The sequence below is a fragment of the Pseudomonas sp. ArH3a genome (assembly GCF_022648765.1).
Lineage (GTDB): Bacteria > Pseudomonadota > Gammaproteobacteria > Pseudomonadales > Pseudomonadaceae > Aquipseudomonas.
In genome coordinates, this window is the sequence record NZ_CP080330.1 from 696,511 (window position 1) to 713,795 (window position 17,285).

The 17,285-nt window shown below is 61.0% G+C and carries 19 protein-coding genes; 5 read left to right on the forward strand and 14 right to left on the reverse strand.

Annotation, left to right across the window (positions count from 1 at the left end; translation table 11 throughout):
* Positions 1-39 precede the first annotated feature (39 nt).
* Together K0P33_RS03080 and K0P33_RS03085 are read left to right on the forward strand one after the other, a co-directional pair.
* On the forward strand, positions 40-999 hold the full coding sequence (locus K0P33_RS03080) for an amino acid ABC transporter permease (protein ID WP_242153978.1): 960 nt from the start codon (positions 40-42) through the stop codon (positions 997-999).
* A complete protein-coding gene (locus K0P33_RS03085) occupies positions 992-1,726 on the forward strand; it encodes an amino acid ABC transporter ATP-binding protein (protein WP_094949317.1) in 735 nt (244 codons plus the stop codon). Before K0P33_RS03080 ends, K0P33_RS03085 begins: the two co-directional genes overlap by 8 nt.
* Positions 1,727-1,804: 78 nt before the next feature.
* On the opposite strand, the gene K0P33_RS03090 is transcribed toward K0P33_RS03085, so the two are convergent.
* The 11 genes from K0P33_RS03090 to ubiE all read right to left on the reverse strand — a co-directional run bounded on the left by K0P33_RS03090 (position 1,805) and on the right by ubiE (position 11,963).
* On the reverse strand, positions 1,805-3,712 hold the full coding sequence (locus K0P33_RS03090) for a methyl-accepting chemotaxis protein (protein WP_242153980.1): 1,908 nt from the start codon (positions 3,710-3,712) through the stop codon (positions 1,805-1,807).
* A gap of 170 nt (positions 3,713-3,882) precedes the next feature.
* On the reverse strand, positions 3,883-5,799 hold the full coding sequence (locus K0P33_RS03095) for a methyl-accepting chemotaxis protein (RefSeq protein WP_094949316.1): 1,917 nt from the start codon (positions 5,797-5,799) through the stop codon (positions 3,883-3,885).
* A 192-nt stretch (positions 5,800-5,991) separates the two neighbouring features.
* Positions 5,992-6,699 (reverse strand): 16S rRNA (uracil(1498)-N(3))-methyltransferase, encoded by a 708-nt coding sequence (locus tag K0P33_RS03100; protein ID WP_242153982.1) that lies wholly within the window; start codon positions 6,697-6,699, stop codon positions 5,992-5,994.
* Positions 6,696-7,487 (reverse strand): twin-arginine translocase subunit TatC, encoded by a 792-nt coding sequence (gene tatC, locus K0P33_RS03105; RefSeq protein ID WP_094949314.1) that lies wholly within the window; start codon positions 7,485-7,487, stop codon positions 6,696-6,698. Before tatC ends, K0P33_RS03100 begins: the two co-directional genes overlap by 4 nt.
* Entirely contained in the window at positions 7,484-7,885 is a 402-nt protein-coding gene (tatB, locus tag K0P33_RS03110; RefSeq protein WP_242153984.1) for a Sec-independent protein translocase protein TatB, read from the reverse strand. The genes tatC and tatB overlap by 4 nt, the downstream gene beginning before the upstream one ends.
* Positions 7,886-7,895: 10 nt before the next feature.
* Complete coding sequence (locus tag K0P33_RS03115; protein ID WP_012721795.1) at positions 7,896-8,174, reverse strand: twin-arginine translocase TatA/TatE family subunit; 279 nt, start codon at positions 8,172-8,174, stop codon at positions 7,896-7,898.
* A 25-nt stretch (positions 8,175-8,199) separates the two neighbouring features.
* On the reverse strand, positions 8,200-8,532 hold the full coding sequence (locus K0P33_RS03120; protein ID WP_083355678.1) for a phosphoribosyl-ATP diphosphatase: 333 nt from the start codon (positions 8,530-8,532) through the stop codon (positions 8,200-8,202).
* 2 nt (positions 8,533-8,534) lie between these two features.
* Positions 8,535-8,927, reverse strand: coding sequence for a phosphoribosyl-AMP cyclohydrolase (hisI, locus tag K0P33_RS03125; RefSeq protein ID WP_058423690.1), 393 nt, complete (start codon positions 8,925-8,927; stop codon positions 8,535-8,537).
* 41 nt (positions 8,928-8,968) lie between these two features.
* Positions 8,969-10,573, reverse strand: coding sequence for a ubiquinone biosynthesis regulatory protein kinase UbiB (gene ubiB, locus K0P33_RS03130; RefSeq protein ID WP_242153986.1), 1,605 nt, complete (start codon positions 10,571-10,573; stop codon positions 8,969-8,971).
* Positions 10,570-11,193, reverse strand: a complete 624-nt coding sequence (locus K0P33_RS03135; RefSeq protein WP_242153987.1) for an SCP2 sterol-binding domain-containing protein — start codon at positions 11,191-11,193, stop codon at positions 10,570-10,572. Before K0P33_RS03135 ends, ubiB begins: the two co-directional genes overlap by 4 nt.
* Complete coding sequence (gene ubiE, locus K0P33_RS03140) at positions 11,193-11,963, reverse strand: bifunctional demethylmenaquinone methyltransferase/2-methoxy-6-polyprenyl-1,4-benzoquinol methylase UbiE (protein ID WP_094949310.1); 771 nt, start codon at positions 11,961-11,963, stop codon at positions 11,193-11,195. The genes K0P33_RS03135 and ubiE overlap by 1 nt, the downstream gene beginning before the upstream one ends.
* 145 nt (positions 11,964-12,108) lie before the next feature.
* On the opposite strand from ubiE, the gene K0P33_RS03145 reads away from it, so the two are divergent.
* The 3 genes from K0P33_RS03145 (at position 12,109) to K0P33_RS03155 (ending at position 13,911) form a co-directional block, all read left to right on the forward strand.
* A complete protein-coding gene (locus K0P33_RS03145; RefSeq protein ID WP_094949309.1) occupies positions 12,109-12,384 on the forward strand; it encodes a polyhydroxyalkanoic acid system family protein in 276 nt (91 codons plus the stop codon).
* 105 nt (positions 12,385-12,489) lie between these two features.
* Entirely contained in the window at positions 12,490-12,912 is a 423-nt protein-coding gene (locus tag K0P33_RS03150; protein ID WP_094949308.1) for a phasin family protein, read from the forward strand.
* 12 nt (positions 12,913-12,924) lie between these two features.
* Positions 12,925-13,911, forward strand: coding sequence for a phasin family protein (locus K0P33_RS03155; protein WP_094949307.1), 987 nt, complete (start codon positions 12,925-12,927; stop codon positions 13,909-13,911).
* Positions 13,912-13,997: 86 nt separating this feature from the next.
* Here the strand turns inward: K0P33_RS03155 and K0P33_RS03160 are convergent, their stop codons facing one another.
* From K0P33_RS03160 to phaZ, 3 genes are all read right to left on the reverse strand, one after another.
* Positions 13,998-14,618: a TetR/AcrR family transcriptional regulator gene (locus tag K0P33_RS03160; RefSeq protein ID WP_094949306.1), complete on the reverse strand. Its 621-nt coding sequence runs from the start codon at positions 14,616-14,618 to the stop codon at positions 13,998-14,000.
* A gap of 27 nt (positions 14,619-14,645) precedes the next feature.
* On the reverse strand, positions 14,646-16,328 hold the full coding sequence (gene phaC, locus K0P33_RS03165) for a class II poly(R)-hydroxyalkanoic acid synthase (RefSeq protein ID WP_242153990.1): 1,683 nt from the start codon (positions 16,326-16,328) through the stop codon (positions 14,646-14,648).
* 88 nt (positions 16,329-16,416) lie between these two features.
* On the reverse strand, positions 16,417-17,262 hold the full coding sequence (gene phaZ / locus K0P33_RS03170; protein WP_094949304.1) for a poly(3-hydroxyalkanoate) depolymerase: 846 nt from the start codon (positions 17,260-17,262) through the stop codon (positions 16,417-16,419).
* Positions 17,263-17,285 lie beyond the last annotated feature (23 nt).

A 17,285-nucleotide genomic window follows, 5' to 3' on the forward strand; every position in this document is an offset into this window, starting at 1 on the left:
ATGACGGCCCGCCAGGCGATACACCTCCCGGAACCTGAGATGAAACAGAAAAAAGCCCAATGGCCGTGGCACCTGCTAACCGTGGTCGTGCTGGTTGGCCTGGCGGGCGCGTTGTACTACGCCACCTCGCTGATGTCCTACGAGTGGCGCTGGAACCGCGTGCCGCAGTACTTCGCCTATCAGGCCGAAACGTCGCAGCGCGCCGCCGACATTTCCACCGTGGTCGAACTGGTGCGCAAGGGCGACGTAGCCGAAGTCACCCTGCGTAACGATGCCGGCGCTGAGCAAAAGCTCACCGTGGCCGACAACAGCCTGCAGGTTTCGCGCGGCGATGATGTCGCCGAAGGTGACGTGGTGGGCGTGACCCGGCATTGGGCCTTGGGCCCATTGATGTGGGGGCTGTGGACCACGCTGTGGTTATCGGTGGTCTCAGGCATCCTGGGCCTGGCCATCGGCTTGGCGACTGGCCTGTGCCGGCTGTCGAGTAACCCGACCTTGCGCGACTTGTCGACGATCTACGTCGAACTGGTGCGCGGTACGCCGCTATTGGTGCAGGTCTTCATTTTCTACTTCTTCATCGGCACGGTGCTCAACCTGTCCCGGGAATTTGCCGGGATCGCGGCGCTCTCGCTGTTCACCGGCGCTTATGTAGCGGAAATCGTCCGCGCCGGCGTGCAGTCGATCACCCGTGGCCAGAACGAAGCCGCGCGCTCGCTGGGCTTGAGTGCCAGCCAGTCGATGCGCCATGTGGTGTTGCCGCAAGCGTTCAAACGCGTGCTGCCGCCGCTGGCTGGGCAATTTATCAGCTTGGTGAAAGACACCTCGTTGGTGTCGGTGATCGCGATTACCGAGCTGCTTAAAAGCGGCCGCGAGGTGATCACCACCTCGTTCTCGCCGTTTGAAATCCTGTTCTGTGTGGCAGGCCTGTACCTGCTGATCAACCTGCCGCTGTCGAAAATGGCCAGCCGGCTTGAGCGGAGGCTCGCGCAAAGTGATTGAAGTTCGCGATCTGGTAAAAGTCTTCGACACCCGTGGCCACGTGGTGCGCGCGGTGGACCATGTCAGCACCCAGGTCGCCAAGGGCGAAGTGCTGGTTGTGATCGGCCCCTCGGGTTCAGGCAAGTCGACCTTCCTGCGCTGCCTTAATGGCCTGGAAGAATTCGATTCAGGCTCGGTCAGCATCGACGGCCTGCAACTGGCCGACCCGAAAACCGACGTCAACGCCTATCGCCGCGAAGTCGGCATGGTGTTCCAGCACTTCAACCTGTTCCCACACATGACCGTGCTGGAAAACCTGTGCCTGGCGCAAAAAGTCGTGCGCAAGCGTGGCAAGCAAGAGCGCGAGGCCAAGGCCCTGGCGCTGCTGGAAAAGGTTGGCATTGCGCAAAAAGCCAACGAGTTTCCGTCACGCTTGTCCGGTGGCCAGCAACAGCGCGTGGCGATCGCCCGCGCCTTGGCGATGGAGCCCAAGGTAATGCTGTTTGACGAGCCCACCTCGGCGCTGGACCCGGAAATGGTCGGCGAAGTGCTGGACGTGATGAAGACTCTGGCCCTGGAAGGCATGACTATGGTCTGCGTCACCCACGAGATGGGCTTTGCCCGCGAAGTGGCCGACCGGGTGTTGTTCTTCGACCATGGCAAGTTGCTGGAAGACGCGGCCCCGGCCGAGTTCTTCGATGCGCCCAAAGACCCGCGGGCCCAGGCCTTCCTGCGCCAAGTGCTGTAACCGCTGCAAAAAGATCGTTTTTTGTGGCGAGGAAGCTTGCTCTCGTTGGGCCGCGCAGCGGCCCCCAAAAAGGCATTTTCAGACCTTGAACTTGCCCACCCAGCGCTGCAAATCCGCGCCCAGGCGCGCCAGTTCGACACTGGCCGCCGCTGTCTCCTGACTCGCGGCCGAGGTCTGTTCCGACACGTCCTTGACCTTCAGCACGCTGCGATTGATCTCTTCGGCAACCGCCGTTTGCTCCTCGGCAGCGGCGGCAATCTGCGGGTTCATTTCCTGGATCACTGAGACCGTGCGGGTGATGTTGGCCAAAGCATCGCCCGCACGGCGGGTCAGTTGCACGCTGTTGTCGGTCAGGCTACGGCTGTTGTCCATGCTGTCGGCGACCTGCTGTGTGCCCCGTTGCAGGCTGCCGATCAGCTCTTCTATTTCCTCGGCCGACTGCTGCGTGCGTTGCGCCAGGCTGCGTACCTCGTCGGCAACCACCGCAAAGCCTCGGCCGGCTTCACCGGCGCGGGCGGCTTCGATGGCGGCATTGAGGGCCAGTAAGTTGGTTTGCTCCGAGACCGACTTGATCACTTCCAACACGCTGCCGATCTTCTGGCTTTCCTGCCGCAACCCTTGCATGGCCTGGCTTGAGTGGGTCATCTCCTGGGCCAGGTGCTCAATGTGCGCAATCGCCTCGGCCACCACGTGGTCGCCCGCGCTGGCCTGTTGATCGGCTTCGGTGGCGGCGTTCGAGGCTTGCTCGGCGTGGCGCGCGACTTCCTGGGAGGTGGCGAGCATTTCATTCATCGCCGTGGCCACCTGTTCGGTTTCCTGCCGCTGTTCGTCGATGCCGGCGCGGGATTGCTCGGTCACGCTGGATAATTGCTCGGAGGCGCTGGCGATCTGCCGCGCGCTGTCACCGATACCACCGATCAAACCGCGCAGGTTGACCGTCATTTGCCCGATGCTGCGCTGCAATTGCCCCAGTTCATCCCGGCGTGTGGTCTGGATATCGTGGCTCAAGTCACCCTCGGCCACTCGGTTCGCCACCACCAGAGCCCGGCGCAGGGGCGTGACGATCTGCCCGGCAATCAGCCAGGCGGCCAAGGCGCCCAGCAGCAGCGCGGCAGCGGTGACATTGATCAGTAAAGTGCGGGCCTGGTCGGCTTCTTTATCACGCTGCTCGGTCTGGTACTGGCTCAACAGGTCGCTTTGCTTGAGCAGCTCATCCAACCATTGTTCCAGTTGGTTCTGGGTGGTTTCGGTGGTGACTTGGGCGTCCTTGAGGCGGTTCAGCTGGGTGCGGTAGTCGCGCAGGGCGCCGGCCAGTGCAGTCGCGTCCACCGGCAGCTTGGCCACGGAGGCCTGTGCGCCGTCGAGGGCCTGGAGCGCGTCCGTGACGTTTTGTGTATAGGCCTCCAGCGAGGTGGCTGCCCAGGCTGCGCTTTGAGCACTGTCTTCGGCTTTTTCCATGGTCTGGCGCATGAGCTCTACGGTGTCCAGGGCCTTTTCGTCGTCTTGATTGGGCAAGTCACTGGACAGCTGGGCGAGGGTGTCGCTGGCTTGGGCGGCGCTTTTCTTGAGCCCCTCGCGCGCGTTTTCGCGTTGTTCGATCAGGTTGGCCAGGCCGCCCAGCGACGTCTTGAAGCTGGCGGTCAGACGCGTGGCGTCTTGCACTTGTTGCAAGCTGGCCGGATGGACCAAGCGGGTGGACATTTCCATCAGGTAGCGATCGATTTTTTCCATGTGCACGCCGACCTTGGTCAGGCTGGCCGGGTTATTCAGGGTGCGATACACAATGCGGTCAGCCCGCAGCTCTTCGCCGACCACCGCTAATTGCGAAAGAATGGTCAACGATTGCGAGCGAAACAATGAGGTGTTTAAGGCTTGCCAGCCCGTCAGGGCTATAGCCAAGCTGAGCGTCAAGACCAGGCCGAAGCCAAGGAAGAGTTTAAGGGTGACACTGGCGTTGCCGAGTGCGCGGGTCAGTGGACCAAACATGGTGAACCTCCTACGAGTAAAGGGAGCGTTTCGACAGTCCGGCTGACACGGTCAGGGGAGTTGAAACGCTACTTCTATTCGGCGGAAGGTGTGTAATCCTCGACCTGAAAAGCGTGTAGGAAATTTCACAACTTGTGAAGGCGACGGCCATGATGGCCGTCGCGAGGGGCTCAAACCTTGAAGCGGCCTACCAGGGTTTGCAGGTAAATACCCAGGCGCGCCAGTTCCGCGCTGGACGCTGCGGTCTCTTCACTGGCCGAAGAGGTCTGTTCAGACACATCACGCACATTCAGCACGCTGCGGTTGATCTCTTCGGCCACGGCGCTTTGTTGCTCGGCGGCGGTGGCAATCTGCGAGTTCATCGCCTGAATAGTCGAGACCGTGCGCGTGATGTTGCCCAGTGCGTTGCCGGCGCGGCGGGTCAGCTCGACGCTGCTGTCGGTGAGGCCACGGCTGTTGTCCATGATGGTCGCCACCTGCTGGGTGCCGCTTTGCAGGCCGACGATCAGCTCTTCGATCTCTTCGGTGGACTTCTGGGTGCGTTGGGCCAGGCTGCGCACCTCGTCGGCCACTACGGCAAAGCCACGTCCGGCTTCACCGGCCCGCGCCGCTTCAATCGCGGCGTTGAGTGCCAGCAGGTTGGTTTGCTGGGCCACCGACTTGATCACATCGAGCACGCTGCCGATCTTGTCGCTTTCGCGTTTCAGGTGGCCCATGGCCTCGGTAGAGTTGCCGACCTCGGTGGCCAGGCGCTCGATCTGGGCGATGGCCTCGCTGACCACCTTGTCACCTTCACGGGCCTGCTGGTCAGCCGCCACGGCCGCCTCAGAGGCTTCCTCGGCGTTGCGTGCCACTTCCTGCACGGTCGCAGCCATTTCGTTCATGGCGGTGGCCACTTGGTCGGTCTCGACCTTCTGGCTGTTGACCCCGGCGCTGGTTTGCTCAGTCACGGCGGACAGTTGCTCGGCGGCGCTGGCGATCTGGGTGACGCCGTCGCTGATACCGCCGATCAACTCACGCAGGCCGACGGTCATGCTTTGCATGGAGCGCTGCAATTGGCCCAACTCGTCCTGGCGTGCGGAGTTGAGGTTGTGGCTCAGGTCGCCGGAGGCCACGCGCTCAGCGACTTTGAGGGTCTGGTTCAGCGGAATGACGATTTGGCGCGTAATGGCCCAAGCGGCGACGATGCCGAAGATCAACGCCAGCACGGTGGCCAGCAGCAGCAACTGTTTGGCGTGTGCCGCATCGGCATCGCGCACTGCGGTTTGCGAGGTGGTGAGTTTTTCGCTGTGGCCCAGCAGGATATCGCCTTGCCCAGTCATGATTTTCAGCGCAGCAGCGCTGGCGACCTGGGAGTCGCGGTACTGGCTGACAGCCGCGCGGTAGGCTTGCAACGACACGCCGGCCTCTTGCAGGTTGGCCTGGTACTGGGCCGGCAGTTGACCTTGGAGTTCGGTGATTTTCTTCAGGGCGTTATCGATGGCATCCAGGGCCGGCTTTTCGGCTTCCGTCTTGCCGCTGTAGGTGTAACCGCGCACTTGGAAGCGCGATTGCTGGATCAGCTTGCTCAGGTCGACCACGCTGTTGAACTGGGTGACGCTGTCACCTTGCAGCAGGTTTTTTTCGACTTCGTTGATCTTGGCCACGGCGTTATCGGCGGTGTCGCCGAGCTTGCTGCGCGCGCCTTCACGCTTGAGACCAGCCTGGACCATGGCGGTGAAGGCCTTTTTGTATTGGTTCAGGGCATCCTGTTGTTGCTCGACCAGGGCCTTGTCGTCGGGTTGCTCGATCAGGGTTAGCGCGGTGTTCAACCCGTTGTCCAGCTGGGTGAGCAGGCCGTTGACCGCATCGGTGCCTTGTTCGCCGCGACGCATTTCAAAGTCCAGGCGCGCCAGGCGCAGGTCTTTGGTCAGCCCGTTGAGGCTGGAGATAAAGCCTAGCTTGTCACCCCGACTGATCACATCGCCCAGGCCAGTCCAGCCGGTGAAGGTGATCAACAACGTCAGGACCAACACCAAGCCAAAGCCAATGCTTAACTTGCGGTTGACGCTCACATTCCCCAGTTTTTCGGCTAACCAACGATACATACTGCGAACTCCCCTTGAACAAGGCTTGGACTTATTCAGAGGCTATCGGCGGCGTAGGATTATTCTGTAGGTGCGATGATCGTTCCCGCGCTCTGCGGGGAATGCATCCCGTGACGCTCTGCGTCACAAGAGCGGACGCAGAGCGTCCATGAGGGCGTTCCCACGCGGAGCGTGGGAACGATCGGGATAGAGTCAGAACAGGCGGGCGAGTAGGGCGGTTACGGCGGTTTCTACACGCAGGATGCGCGCGCCCAGTTGTACCGGCTGCAAGCCAGCCTTGGTCAGCAGGTCCACTTCGTAGGGTATCCAGCCACCTTCCGGGCCGATGGCGAGGGTTACAGTCTCATCCAGCCCACGCGGGCAGGCCGGGTAATCGCCTGGATGGCCGATCAGGCCGAGGGTGCCTTCGGTCAAGGCCGGCAGGCGATCTTCGACGAACGGCTTGAAGCGTTTTTCGATGATGATCTCGGGCAGCACCGTGTCGCGCGCCTGCTCCAGGCCGAGGATAAGCTGCTCGCGAATCGCCTCAGGCTCCAGGAATGGGGTTTGCCAGAAGCTCTTCTCCACGCGGTAGCTGTTGACCAGCACCACCTTGGGCACGCCCATGGCCGCCACGGTTTGCAGCACCCGACGCAGCATCTTCGGGCGCGGCAGGGCCAGCAGCAAGGTCAATGGCAGTTTGGCCGGCGGCGGCAGGTCGAAGCTCACTTGCAGTTCGGCTTCACTGGCCTGCAGGCGCAGCAGTTGCGCACTGCCCATCAACCCGCCAATGCGCCCCACCCGCAGGTTGTCGCCCACCACGGCGCGGTGGACTTCCTGCATATGCACCAGGCGCCGATCACGCAGGATCACCCGGTCGGCCGCGATAAAGTCGGCCTCTTCAAGCAACAGCAGGTTCACGGCTGAGTCGCTGGCGGCTGGTCGTCGTCGGCGGGTTGGTCATCCGGGTGCTCGCCACGCTTGGTGATCAAGCTGCTGAACAGGATGCCGACCTCGAACAGCATCCACATCGGCACGGCCAACAGGGTCTGCGAAAAGATGTCCGGCGGGGTCAGGATCATGCCGACCACGAAGCAGCCGATGATCACGTATGGGCGGACTTTCTTCAGGTATTTGACGTCGACCACGCCGATCCACACCAACAGCACCACGGCCACCGGGATTTCAAAGGCCACGCCAAAGGCGAAGAACAGCGTCATCACGAAGTCGAGGTAGCTGGTGATGTCGGTCATCATTTCCACGCCGGCCGGCGTGGCCGCAGCGAAGAACTTGAAGATCAGTGGGAACACCAGGAAATAGGCGAAGGCCATGCCGGTGTAGAACAGCAGGATGCTCGACACCAACAACGGCACCGCGATGCGCTTCTCATGCTTGTACAGGCCCGGCGCGATAAAGCCCCAGATCTGGTGCAGGATCACCGGGATTGCCAGGAACAGCGAGACCATCATGGTCAGCTTCAGTGGCGTGAGGAACGGCGACGACACGTCGGTGGCGATCATCGTCGCACCGGCCGGCAGGTACTGGCGCAGCGGCGTCGAAACGAAGGTGTAGATCTGCTGGGTGAAGGCGAACAGCCCGGCAAAGATAATGAAGATGGCCGCTACGCAACGCAGCAGGCGGGTACGCAACTCGGTGAGGTGCGAGACCAGTGGCATGTGCTGGTCGTTTTCCGGTTTATCAGCGCTCATGGGGCTCGCGGCGGCAATGTAGGGTCATGGGGAGCGGGCAACGCAACGGGCGTCGGCGCTGGCTCGGTCGGGGTGGGCGCAGTCGGCGTCGCTTGCGCAGCGGGCGCGATGCTGTGCTCGGCCACGGGCTCTGCCGGCTTGCTCGGTTCATTCACCGGCGACAGGATTTTGCGTGCTTCCTGCTCCAACGACAGAATATGTTCGTTGTGCAGTTGCCGACGGATCTCGTCGGCGCCGATTTCCCGTTCAACTTCCTGTTTGATGGCGTTGAAACTGCGTTTCAGGCGCCCGATCCATAGGCCGGCCGTGCGCGCGGCACCGGGCAGGCGTTCCGGCCCCAATACCAGCAGGGCCACGAGGCCGACGAGGAGCAGTTCAGAGAAGCTGATACCAAACATTAGTCAGTGCTCACGAGTCTTTGCGGGTCGGCTCTTCGACTTTTTCAGCCTGTACGTCGAAGGTACGACGCTCAGTGATCGGCTGGGTCGCCTGTGGGTGTACAGGCTGGGCCGGCGGCACTGGGTTTACGACCGGGTCCGCAGGCTTTTCGTCGTCGTTCATGGCTTTACGAAAGCCCTTGATCGACTCGCCCACGTCGGTGCCCAGGTTCTTGAGTTTCTTGGTGCCGAACACCAGTACCACCACCACCAGAATGACGATCCAGTGTTTCCAGTCAAAAATGCCCATGCTGCAATTCCTCTGTAGAAGTTATTCAGGCGGACGGGCGCGAGGCCTTTTCGGCGTGCCCGGACAAGCCATGGCGACGGTCCAGTTCATCAAGTACAGCCTGTGGATGCAGCCCCAGCTGGGCAAGCATGATCATGCTATGAAACCACAGGTCGGCGGTTTCGTAGATCACGTCGCTGCAATCCCCGCTGATTTGTGCGTCTTTGGCGGCAATGATGGTCTCGATGGATTCTTCGCCAAGCTTTTCCAGGATCTTGTTCAAGCCCTTTTCATACAGGCTGGCGACATACGAGCCCTCGGCGGTTGCGGCTTTGCGATCTTCGAGCACCTGGGCCAGGCGGTTCAGGGTGTCAGTCATGTTCAGTGTCCTGCCGAATAGATGGCGTGCGGGTCTTTGAGCACCGGTTCGACCACCTTCCACTCGCCGTTCTCGAACACGCGATAGAAGCAGCTGTGACGGCCAGTGTGGCAGGCGATGTCGCCGATCTGCTCGACCATCAGGATCACCACGTCGGCGTCGCAGTCGATGCGCATCTCGTGCAGGGTTTGCACGTGCCCGGACTCTTCGCCCTTGCGCCACAGTTTGCCACGCGAACGTGACCAGTAAATGGCACGCTGCTCAGTGGCGGTCAGGCTCAGGGCCTCGCGGTTCATCCAGGCCATCATCAGCACGCGCCCGGTCTTGTAGTCCTGGGCAATGGCCGGCACCAGGCCGTCACTGTCCCACTTGATCTCGTCCAGCCAGTCTTTCATGTTCCGCTCCGGCAATTTGCGACAGTGTATAACCGGATCGGCTATCGACGCACGATCAGATAAACACCCACGGCGACCATGATGCCGGCCGGCCAATGGCCCAGTTGGTTCAGCGGCCCACCGATGGCGAGCATCACACCACCCACCAGGTGCGCGGCGCCCAGCAGGCGCAGGAACCAGTCGTCCTTGCGTTTCTGCCAACGCGGCGCGGGGTCTTTGGCGTGCGGCTGGGACATGCGCTCCAGCAGGTCGCGGGTCATATTGGCCAGGTGCGGCAACTGTTCGACCTGGCTTTGCAGGTTGCCTAGCAAGGTTTTCGGGCTGACGCGTTCGCGCATCCAGCGTTCCAGGAACGGCTGCGCGGTGTTCCACAGGTCGAGGTCCGGGTACAACTGGCGGCCCAGGCCTTCGATGTTCAGCAGGGTTTTTTGCAGCAGTACCAGCTGCGGCTGCACTTCCATATTGAAGCGCCGCGCGGTCTGGAACAGGCGCATCAGCACCTGGCCGAAGGAAATATCTTTTAACGGTTTTTCGAAAATCGGCTCGCACACGGTGCGGATCGCCGCTTCGAATTCGTTGAGCTTGGTTTCCGCCGGCACCCAACCCGAATCGATGTGCAACTGCGCCACGCGGCGATAGTCACGCTTGAAGAAGGCGAACAGGTTGCGTGCCAGGTAGTCCTGGTCTTCCGGGGTCAGGCTGCCGACGATGCCGCAGTCGATTGCGATGTACTGCGGGCTCCACGGGTTCACGGTGCTGACGAAGATGTTGCCCGGGTGCATGTCGGCGTGGAAGAAGCTGTCGCGGAACACCTGGGTGAAGAAGATCTCCACACCGCGCTCGGCGAGCATTTTCATGTCGGTGCGCTGGTCGGCCAGGGTCGCGAGGTCGGTGACCTGCACGCCGTAGATGCGCTCCATCACCAGCACTTTTGGGCGGCACCAGTCCCAATACACTTGCGGCACGTACAGCAGCGATGAACCTTCGAAGTTGCGCTTGAGCTGGCTGGCGTTGGCGGCTTCGCGCAGCAGGTCGAGTTCGTCGTAGATGGTCTTTTCGTAGTCGGCGACCACATCCACCGGGTGCAGCAGGCGCGCGTCGGCGGAGAAACGCTCGGCGGCACGGGCGAGGATGAAAAGCCACGCCAGGTCCTGGCCGATAATCTGCTTGAGGCCGGGGCGAATCACCTTCACCACCACTTCTTCGCCGGTCTTGAGCTGCGCCGCGTGCACTTGCGCCACCGAGGCCGAGGCCAGCGGGTCGACGTCGAAACGGCTGAACACCTCGCTGATCTTCTTGCCCAGCTGCTCTTCGATCAGCTTCATCGACTGCTGGGAGTCAAACGGCGGTACGCGGTCCTGCAGCAGCATCAACTCGTCGGCGATGTCTTCGGGCAACAGGTCGCGACGCGTGGAGAGGATCTGCCCGAACTTGATAAAGATCGGCCCCAAATCCTGCAACGCCAGGCGCAGGCGCGCGCCACGGCTCAGTTCCAGCTGTTTGCGCGGGAACCAGCGCCACGGCAGCACGTAGCGCACCGCCAGCAGGAACCACGGCAAGGGCAGGGCGAACAGCAGGTCATCGAGGCGGTAGCGAATTACGACGCGCTGGATACGAAACAAACGGCGGACGGCGAGCAGCTTCATGCGTTATCGCTTGGATCAAGGGAACGGCTCAGGCGCTCGAAGCGCGCCTCGAGGCGTTCCAGGTCGATTTTGGCCTTGTCGAGTTCGCGAAAGCGCGCTTGCGCTTCGCGTTCTCCGACCAGGGTGCGCGATTCTTCGCTCAGGTATTCGGCAAGGTTCTGGTTGAGGCTGGCGAAGCCTTGCTGGTACCAGCGCGAACGGCTGCGCAGGTGCCCGCTGATCAACTGGGTGGCCACGGGGCCGATCCAGCGTGACAGCTCGTATTCCCAGTCCAGCTCCAGGTCTTGCAGCACGGCGGTCAGGTCCATCAGCACCGCGCTGTCGCCTTCCAATTCCACTTCAGGGCCGTGGAGGATGGCGGTCTTGTTGCGGCTCAGGGCCAAGTGCAACAGGCTCGACGCCGGTGCACGCAGCGTGCAGTCGGCTTCGGCGGCCCATTGGGTCGCGAGCAGCAGGCCTTCATCGCTGGGCAGGATAAACAGCTGCAGGGCCGGGCTCGTGCAGTCGACGGCAATGACTTTGCCGTTCAAGTGCGCGAGCCGCGCCAGGGCGGTGCTGTCCAGGCGCAGTACACGGTTGACGCCGTGTTCAACGCTGGCGAGAAGGCCTTTGAGCAGCATCAGGGCTTGATGCCGCGGTGCAGGGCGACTACCCCTGCGGTCATGTTGTGGTAGGTCACGCGGTCGAAACCGGCCTCCACCATCATCGACTTCAGGGTTTCCTGGTCCGGGTGCATGCGGATCGATTCGGCCAGGTAGCGGTAGCTCTCGGCGTCATTGGTGATCAGCTTGCCCATCAGCGGCATGAAGGCGAACGAGTAGGTGTCGTAGACCTTGGACATCAGCGCGTTGGTCGGCTTGGAGAACTCCAGCACCAACAGGCGGCCACCCGGCTTGAGCACGCGCAGCATCGAGCGGATCGCGTCTTCTTTATGGGTGACGTTGCGCAGGCCGAAAGCGATGGTCACGCAGTCGAAATGGTTATCCGGGAACGGCAGCTTTTCCGCATCGGCCTGAACGAATTCGATATTGCCGGCCACGCCTTTATCCAGCAGGCGATCACGGCCGACCTTGAGCATCGAACCGTTGATGTCCGCCAGCACCACCTGGCCGGTAGGGCCGACGAGCTTGGAGAACTTGGCGGCCAGGTCGCCCGTGCCGCCAGCGATGTCCAGCACGCGGTTGCCGGTGCGTACGCCCGACAGTTCGATGGTGAAGCGCTTCCACAGGCGGTGCATGCCGCCCGACAGCACGTCGTTCATCAGGTCGTACTTGGCGGCGACGGAGTGGAACACCTCAGCGACTTTTTCCGCTTTCTGGCTTTCCGGAACGTTCTTGAAGCCGAAGTGAGTGGTGGGTTCGGCATCGCTGCCTTTGCGCTGATCAGTCATATCGCTGTCACCAAAAGAGAATGCGGGACATGATAATCCCCAAGGCTTGCTTTGTCTTGGCAAGGCTGAAGGTAAGATAGGGGGTCACCGAGACCTTTTGCCGCATGGCAGGTGTTCTGAGTCGTTATAAAGAGGAGTCATTGCAATGGCCCGTATTACCGTTGAGCGTGCACATTCCCTGGGTAAAGACGGCGCGCGTGCGAAGGCCGAGAAGTTGGCGCAGAAACTCAAGGAGCAATATGGCCTGGAGCCATCCTGGTCCGGCGACACCCTGAACCTCAAACGTTCGGGGGTTAAAGGCACAGTATTAGTGGCGGATGATTCGCTGCGTATCGATGTGGAGCTGGGCCTGTTGATGTCGGCCATGAGTGGCACTATCAAGTCCGAAATCGAGAAAGCCCTGGATAAGGCGCTGGCCTGATCGAGGTGTTCTTAGGGTGCCGATTCTAATTTTTCGCCCTACTTTGTGCCCAAGCCCTCAACTCCTGTGGGCCGTTCCTCGACCCTAATTTGCGTGAGGTGCACCATGGCCAAAGTTATTTTGCAGAAAAAAATCGACGCACAGACCACTACCCTGAGTGACGTAAAAAGCTATGCCCGCAAGATCTGGCTGGCCGGTCTTGGTGCCTATGCCAAGGTTGGAAGCGAGGGCGGGGAGTACTTCAAAGAGCTGGTTAAGACTGGTCAACATGTTGAAAGTAAAGGCAAAAAAGTTGTGGTTGAACAACTTGATGCTGCCAACAGTCAGATTGACCAAGTAAAGAGTAACGTCTCAAGCGTCAAAGGTTTGGTTGAAGTTCAACTCGATAAAGTTGAGAAAGCTTTTGACACGCGTGTTGCAAGTGCCTTGAATCGGATCGGCATTGCGTCTAAACATGACGTTGAGACACTCTCTGCTAAGCTCGAAGAGCTGACGACATTGCTAGAACGTGTCGCGCGTAAACACTAAGGAGACATCGGGATGGCTGTTAAAAAGACTACTCAGAAAGAAGGCAGCTCGTGGATCGGGGAAGTTGAAAAATATTCCCGTAAGATCTGGCTTGCTGGTTTAGGCGTGTACTCGAAGGTTAGCAGTGACGGCGGTAAGTACTTCGAGACTTTGGTCAAGGACGGCGAGAAAGCCGAGAAGTTGACCAAGACCACAGTGGGTAAAAAAGTCGAGGCGGCCAAGGCGAGTGCAGGTTCTGCCAAGTCGAGCATTTCTGATACATGGGGCAAGTTGGAAGAGACTTTCGACAAGCGTCTTAACAGTGCCATTTCGCGACTGGGCGTGCCCAGCAAAGCGGAACTGAAGACGCTGCACAGCAAGGTCGATACGCTGACCAAGCAAATCGAAAAACTCACGGGCGCCAAAGTGGCCCCGGCTAAAACTGCCGCGGCTAAACCGGCTGCTAAGCCTGCCGCCAAACCGGCTGCAAAATCTGCGGCCAAGCCTCTGGTTAAAGCGGCTGCCAAGCCGGCTGCGAAACCTGTGGCCAAGGCCCCAGCTAAAGCAGCGGCAAAACCGGCTGCCAAACCTGCCGCTAAAACCGCTGCTGCAAAACCTGCCGCCAAGCCTGCTGCTAAACCAGTAGCCGCTAAAGCAGCTGCCAAGCCAGCGGCTAAACCTGCTGCCAAGGCCGCTGCGAAACCAGCTGCTAAAACTGCCGCAGCCAAACCTGCTGCCAAGCCGGCCGCTGCGAAATCTGCCGCCAAGCCAGCCGCCGCTAAACCGGCCGTCAAGCCTGCTGCAGCAAAACCTGTGGCTGCCAAGCCAGCGGCAAAACCAGCCGCCGCGAAGAAGCCCGCTGTAGCGAAAAAGCCAGCAGCGCCAAAGCCTGCCGTTGCGGCCAAGCCTGCAACCCCAGCGCCAACCGCTTCGACAGCCAACTCGGTGTCCGCACCGACCCACGCTGCTACTGCCCCGACTGCATCGCCGGTAACCCCGACGCCATCCAGTCAGTCCTGATTTTTTCAGGGTACAAAAAACGCCCGGCCTGCGAAGGTTGGGCGTTTTTTATTGGCGATCTTATGACCACCGCCGCTCCCACATTTTTAATCCATGTCATCCAGATATTTCAGGGCGAACCGCTCGGTCGCCTGCCGTGCCGGCAACAACAAGTGCGGCGCCACCAGCATCATGATCTGGTACACCACCACGCGCACTTCCCCTTCACGGTCGAGAATCCGCTGGTAATCCAGGGAAAACAGCAAGGTCATGGTGATCTGTTCCACCAGTTGCCCCAGCGCCTGGGTATCACTGACCAACTGCCCCGCCGCCTTGAGTCGCGCCAGTAATGAAGCCAGTGTTCGCTTCAGTGCCGTAAGCAAATTGCGAATGCCCTTGGCCAGCTTCGGCAGGCGCCCGGCCAGGTTCGACAAATCCTGAAACAGAAACCGGTAATGGGCCATGCGCTCGACGATCAAGTGCAGGAACAGCCAGTAATCTTCGGCTCTGAGTTGTGCATCCGCCGGCGGGTCGAGCAGCGGTGCCAGTTCATTTTGAAAGCGCTCGAACAGCCCGAGTACCAACGGCTCCTTGCCATGGAAGTGGTAGTAGAGGTTGCCGGGGCTGATCCCCATTTCATTGGCCACCTCCATGGTCGACACGTTCGGCTCGCCCTTGTGGTTGAACAACTGCAGGGCACATTCAAGGATACGGTCGCGAGTCTTCATCCAATCTTCTTAATGGGGTCGTTGAGCTCAGCGCACGCGCACGTAGGTGCCCGGCGCCGCTTCCATGGGTGGGTAATTCTGGTTGCCCAGGGCAGTCAATGTTTCGCGTTGTGCGCCGGAGCGCTGTTGAATCCACTCCAGCCACTGCGGCCACCAGCTGCCTTCGACATGGTTGGCGTCGTAGTACCAGGCGCGCGGGTCGCTGCTTAGCTTGGGGTTTTCGACGTAATTGGCCTTGGGGTTGCCTGGCGGGTTAAGGATGCTCTGCACATGCCCGCTGTTGGACAGCACGAAGCGCCGCTCACCGCCGAGCAATTGCGTGGAGCGGTACACCGCATCCCACGGCGTGATGTGGTCGTTGATCCCGGCCACGCTGAAGCTGTCCACCGTGACCTTCTGCAAATCGATAGGCGTGCCGCACACCTCAAGGCCACCAGGATGGCTCAGCGGGTTGTGCTTGAAGAAGTCCAGCAAGTCGCCATGCAGCGCGGCGGGCAAGCGCGTGTTGTCGTTGTTCCAGTACAGGATGTCGAACGCCGGTGGCTCCTTGCCCAACAGGTAATTGTTGATCCAGTAGTTCCAGATCAGGTCGTTGGGGCGCATCCAGGCAAACACCTTGGCCATGTCGCGACCGTCGAGCACGCCTTGCTGGTAGGAGCGGCGCTTGGCGGCTTCGAGGGTTTGTTCATCGGCGAACAGGGTGGCGGGGCTGTCGATCTGGCTGTCCAGCAAGCTCACCAGATAGCTGGCGCTGGAGATGCGTCGCAGCTGGCGCTTGGCTTGCAGATGGCCTTGCAGTGCGGCGATGGTCAGGCCACCGGCGCAGGCGCCCATCAGGTTGACCTCGCGGGCACCGGTGATCGCCCGGCACACGTTGAGCGCTTCCTCCAGCGCCGCCACATAGGTGGACAGGCCCCATTCGCGGTGGCGCACATCCGGGTTGCGCCAACTGACCATAAAGGTCTGCAGGCCGTTTTTCAGCGCGTACTGCACAAAGCTATTGGCCGGGCTGAGGTCGAAGATGTAGTACTTGTTGATTTGCGGCGGCACGATCAACAGCGGCTTGGCGTACTGTTTTTCGCTCATGGGCTTGTACTGGATCAGCTCCAGCAGCTCGTTGCGAAACACCACCGAGCCGGGCGTGGTCGCCACGGTCTTGCCGACTTCAAACGCATGCTTGCTGACCTGACGGGGCAGGCCGTTGTTGTGCAGTAAATCATCAAACAGGTTGCTCACACCGCGCACCACGCTGTTGCCGCCGGAGTTGAGCAGCTCCTTGATGGCCAGCGGGTTGAGCAGCGTGTTGGAAGGCGACACCGCATCATTGAGCAGCGAGAACGCGAAGTGCGCGCGGGCGCGGTCATCCGCGTTCAGGGCACTGTCGTCGATCCAGTGGCGGGTCTGTTTCTGCCAGCTCAAGTAGGCTTGCAGGCTGCGACGGTACAGCGGGTTGAGTTTCCAGGTGGGGTCGATGAAGCGCGCGTCGTTGGGGTTGGGTTCATGCATCGTTTCGCCCAGCAACACGCGACCCAACTGACCGCCCAGCGCCAGGGCGTGACGCGCGGTGTGCACCGGGTTGCGCAAGCCGTGGGCGGCGACGCTGCGCAGGGTTGCGAGTAAATCCCGACCGCGCAGGCCGGTGATCGCATTTTGCGCATTGATGAACACAGCAGGGGTGGGCGCCGGGTTCGTCACGGGTCTTTCTCGCATGAGCCAACACTCCTTCGTCAGGGCAACAACAGGCACGCCAATTGAGAACCATAGTCGGTTCTGGGCAAGTTGCGCGGCGGTGTAGTCCTTACACCGCCGGTCGCGGATGAATCACCGCCCGCAGGCGCTCCTCTTCGAGAAACTTCATGATGATCGGCGCCACGGCTTCAGCCCGGGTGATCAGGAACAGGTGGCCATCATCGATGATGTGCAGCTGCGCATTCGGAATGCGCCAGGCCAGCATGCGCATATTGATCAACGGGATCAGCGGGTCGTCGTCACCCGCCAGCACCAGGGTCGGTTGGCGGATCTTGTGCAGCCAATGGATGCTGGTCCAGCCAAACCCCGCAAACAGCTGCCAGTAGTAACCGAGCTTGCCGGCCGAGCGCACTTTGCTCGCGTGCTCGGCAGCCAGTTTTGAATCGCGGCGGAACGAGCCGCCATAAATCATTGGCGCGATGCGCACCACGTGGGACGGTTGGATATAGCGCCTTGGGCTTGCCATCAGCCACAGCACCTTAGGCTTGCCCGGCACCATAAAGGCACCGGCTGCGGTGGCGGCCAGGATCAGCTTTTTGCAGCGCTCCGGGTAGTCATAAGCGAACTGTTGCGCCAGCGCGCCGCCCCAGGACACACCCACCGCATTCACCTGGCCATAGTCGAGGTAATCGAGCATGCGCGCGGTGAGTTTGGCCAGGCCGGGAAAGCGATAAGGCCGATTGGGCGTCGACGAACCGCCCACGCCCGGCACATCAAAGGCGATCACTTCGAGGTCCGGGTCCAGCGCCTGGACGAACGGAAACACCAGCTCAAGGTTGGCGCCGATGCCGTTGAAAATCAGCAGCGGCGTCAAGTGAGGCTTGCCCGGGCGTACCGCCGTACGGATGGTCTGGCCATCCAGGTCGATGGTACGGAAGATGAACGGTTGCGGCATGCTCAAGCCCTGTGGAGTGGTGC

Coding starts and splice junctions, on each gene's coding strand:
- K0P33_RS03080 (WP_242153978.1), top strand. CDS start 40: ATGAAACAGAAAAAAGCCCAATGGCCGTGGCACCTGCTAACCGTGGTC.
- K0P33_RS03090 (WP_242153980.1), bottom strand. CDS start 3,712: ATGTTTGGTCCACTGACCCGCGCACTCGGCAACGCCAGTGTCACCCTT.
- K0P33_RS03095 (WP_094949316.1), bottom strand. CDS start 5,799: ATGTATCGTTGGTTAGCCGAAAAACTGGGGAATGTGAGCGTCAACCGC.
- tatC (WP_094949314.1), bottom strand. CDS start 7,487: ATGAGCGCTGATAAACCGGAAAACGACCAGCACATGCCACTGGTCTCG.
- tatB (WP_242153984.1), bottom strand. CDS start 7,885: ATGTTTGGTATCAGCTTCTCTGAACTGCTCCTCGTCGGCCTCGTGGCC.
- K0P33_RS03115 (WP_012721795.1), bottom strand. CDS start 8,174: ATGGGCATTTTTGACTGGAAACACTGGATCGTCATTCTGGTGGTGGTG.
- K0P33_RS03120 (WP_083355678.1), bottom strand. CDS start 8,532: ATGACTGACACCCTGAACCGCCTGGCCCAGGTGCTCGAAGATCGCAAA.
- hisI (WP_058423690.1), bottom strand. CDS start 8,927: ATGAAAGACTGGCTGGACGAGATCAAGTGGGACAGTGACGGCCTGGTG.
- ubiB (WP_242153986.1), bottom strand. CDS start 10,573: ATGAAGCTGCTCGCCGTCCGCCGTTTGTTTCGTATCCAGCGCGTCGTA.
- K0P33_RS03135 (WP_242153987.1), bottom strand. CDS start 11,193: ATGCTGCTCAAAGGCCTTCTCGCCAGCGTTGAACACGGCGTCAACCGT.
- ubiE (WP_094949310.1), bottom strand. CDS start 11,963: ATGACTGATCAGCGCAAAGGCAGCGATGCCGAACCCACCACTCACTTC.
- K0P33_RS03145 (WP_094949309.1), top strand. CDS start 12,109: ATGGCCCGTATTACCGTTGAGCGTGCACATTCCCTGGGTAAAGACGGC.
- K0P33_RS03150 (WP_094949308.1), top strand. CDS start 12,490: ATGGCCAAAGTTATTTTGCAGAAAAAAATCGACGCACAGACCACTACC.
- K0P33_RS03155 (WP_094949307.1), top strand. CDS start 12,925: ATGGCTGTTAAAAAGACTACTCAGAAAGAAGGCAGCTCGTGGATCGGG.
- K0P33_RS03160 (WP_094949306.1), bottom strand. CDS start 14,618: ATGAAGACTCGCGACCGTATCCTTGAATGTGCCCTGCAGTTGTTCAAC.
- phaC (WP_242153990.1), bottom strand. CDS start 16,328: ATGCGAGAAAGACCCGTGACGAACCCGGCGCCCACCCCTGCTGTGTTC.
- phaZ (WP_094949304.1), bottom strand. CDS start 17,262: ATGCCGCAACCGTTCATCTTCCGTACCATCGACCTGGATGGCCAGACC.